This is a genomic window from Rhizobacter sp. P1_G5, from assembly GCF_056405435.1.
In genome coordinates this window covers 1-2,303 of record NZ_JBFUCB010000803.1, presented here as the reverse complement: position 1 = coordinate 2,303, position 2,303 = coordinate 1, and the positions used below count along the sequence as shown (strand labels likewise).

At 70.6% G+C, this 2,303-nt stretch carries 3 protein-coding genes; all 3 read right to left on the bottom strand.

Annotated elements, in window-relative coordinates:
• Nucleotides 1–283 precede the first annotated feature (283 nt).
• Entirely contained in the window at nucleotides 284–751 is a 468-nt protein-coding gene (locus AC1D12_RS31290) for a hypothetical protein (RefSeq protein ID WP_477845083.1), read from the bottom strand.
• Nucleotides 748–1,188: a DNA polymerase III subunit chi gene (locus AC1D12_RS31285; protein WP_047507952.1), complete on the bottom strand. Its 441-nt coding sequence runs from the start codon at nucleotides 1,186–1,188 to the stop codon at nucleotides 748–750. The genes AC1D12_RS31290 and AC1D12_RS31285 overlap by 4 nt, the downstream gene beginning before the upstream one ends.
• 112 nt (nucleotides 1,189–1,300) lie before the next feature.
• Nucleotides 1,301–2,303, bottom strand: a 1,003-nt coding sequence (locus AC1D12_RS31280; RefSeq protein ID WP_477845082.1) for a leucyl aminopeptidase, incomplete at its 5' end; no start/stop codon positions are given.

Here is a 2,303-nt window from a genome sequence, read left to right as displayed (position 1 = left end):
GGATAACGGGTGAGGAGTCAGCCTCAGCGGGCGCAACGTTACCCCAAAAAAAACCGCCTCCATTGCGGGAATCCTCGGGTCTGGTTGCGCGATGTCCTCAAGGGATCAGGGGTTGGGCTCGCTGTGACATGGCGACACAACGAGCAAGTTCCGGGCCGCGTTGATAGGGTAAACGACAGCCCCCCAGTCGCTGCCGCTCCTGCCCCCGAGGGGCGCCACGCCAGGGGCCCGGCAAAGCCGGTTCCCCGGCGCGTTGCTTGAGGGGGTCTTCGCTGCGCTCGACCTATCGGCCGCCGCGGGTGCGCTGCAGCTCTTGCGCAACCGCACGGGTGACGATCTCGCGCAGCGTCGTCGCGAGCTCGTTGCGGGTGTCCCGGATCAGCGAATCGGCGATGCGCGCGAGCGTCGGGGCCAGCAGCTCGCGCAGCTTGTATTCGAAGACCAGGTCGAGCTGGCGCTGCACGTCGGCGAGCACGCGCTGGACGATGACGTCTTCGCTGAGCGGGGCCGCGGCAGCAGCAGCGCGAGGCGCCGGCGGTGGCGGCAGCGGCGGCAGTTGTGGTGTCAGTGCAGCCGGCGCCGTGGCCGCGAACGCCGGTGGCGCGGGCTGCGCGATCGGCGCCACAGGCGCGCGCGGCGGCGGTGCTTCGACCACCTCGGCCACCGGCGGTGGCGCACTGCGGGCACTCGGCACGACCTCGGTCAACACCGGAAGCCGATGCGGCGGCTGTTGGCGCGGCGTCGTGCTCACCCGCCCTCCTGCGCGACGTCGTGCCGCACGATCGGGTAACCCCGGTCGGTGTAATGCTTCCAGCGCGCCCGGCCCGACGGGCGGTCATCGCCGTCGCGCGAGACCAGCTCGATCACGCGCTCGAAGCTCTCGAAGCCGTCGGCAGGCGCTTCGCCCAGGTTCAGCAGCACCTCGTGGTGCGGCGCATCGGCCACCTGCTCGACCAGCCACACCGGCGTGTGCGCAAGCCGCGGCGCGATCGCCTGGCCAGCGCGTGCATGCACATGGGGCACGAAATCGGTGGGTTCGAACACCCACAGCTGCTTGTCGAGGCGCCCGAGCACCGGCGCGGGGCCTGCGACTACCACGCGTGCACCGCGGCGAGTCGCCTTGCGCAGCAACCTGCACGCATACGACAGCCTGTCGGGCACGTTGAAGTGGAAGCTGACCTCGGTCATGTGAGCCCCCCAGTCGCTTCGCTCCTGCCCCCGAGGGGCGCCTCCCCTCGGCCCGGCAAAGCCGGATCCTGGGGAGTGGCTTGATGGAGCGGCGTGGCGCGGGCCCGTGACATCACTTTGCCTGGGAGAGCACGAACTGGGTCAGCAGCGGCACCGGCCGGCCGGTCGCGCCCTTGGCCGCACCRGACTTCCAGGCCGTGCCGGCGATGTCCAGGTGCGCCCAGCGGTACTTGGCCGTGAAGCGGCGCAGGAACATCGCCGCGGTGATCGCACCGCCGGCACGCGGGCCGACGTTGCCCATGTCGGCGAAGTTGCTCTTCAGCGCCTCGTCGTATTCCTCGTCCAGCGGCATGCGCCAGGCCGGGTCGAGCGCGCTCTGGCCGGCGGCCAGCAGCTCGGCGGCCAGCGCGTCGTCGGCGGTGAACAGGCCCGAGTTGTGGTGGCCCAGCGCGATCACGCAGGCGCCGGTCAGCGTCGCGATGTCGACCACCACCGCCGGCTTGAAGCGCTCGGCGTAGGTCAGCGCATCGCACAGGATCAGCCGGCCTTCGGCATCGGTGTTCAGGATCTCGATCGTCTGGCCCGACATGCTGGTGACGACGTCGCCCGGCTTCACCGCGCGGCCGCTGGGCATGTTCTCGCAGGCCGGGATGATGCCGATCAGGTTCAGCTTCGGCTTCAGTTCGGCCACCGCGCGCAGCGTGCCGAGCACGCTCGCGGCGCCGCCCATGTCGAACTTCATCTCGTCCATCTCGGCGGCCGGCTTGATCGAGATGCCGCCGGTGTCGAAGGTGATGCCCTTGCCGACCAGCACGATCGGCGCCTGCGTCTTCGCGGCACCCTCGTAGCGGGCGACGATGAAGCGCAGCGGCTCGTCGGAGCCCTGCGCGACCGCGAGGAACGAGCCCATGCCGAGCTTCTCGACCGCCTTGCGGTCCAGCACCTCGACCTTCAGGCCGTGGTCCTTCGCGAGCTTCTTCGCCTGCTCGGCGAGGAAGGTCGGCGTGCAGTGGTTGCCCGGCCGGTTGGCGCATTCGCGTGCCAGCTCGACGCCGGCACCGATCGCCTCGCCGACCGCCAGGCCCGACTGCACCGCCTTGGCCTGCGCCTTGTCG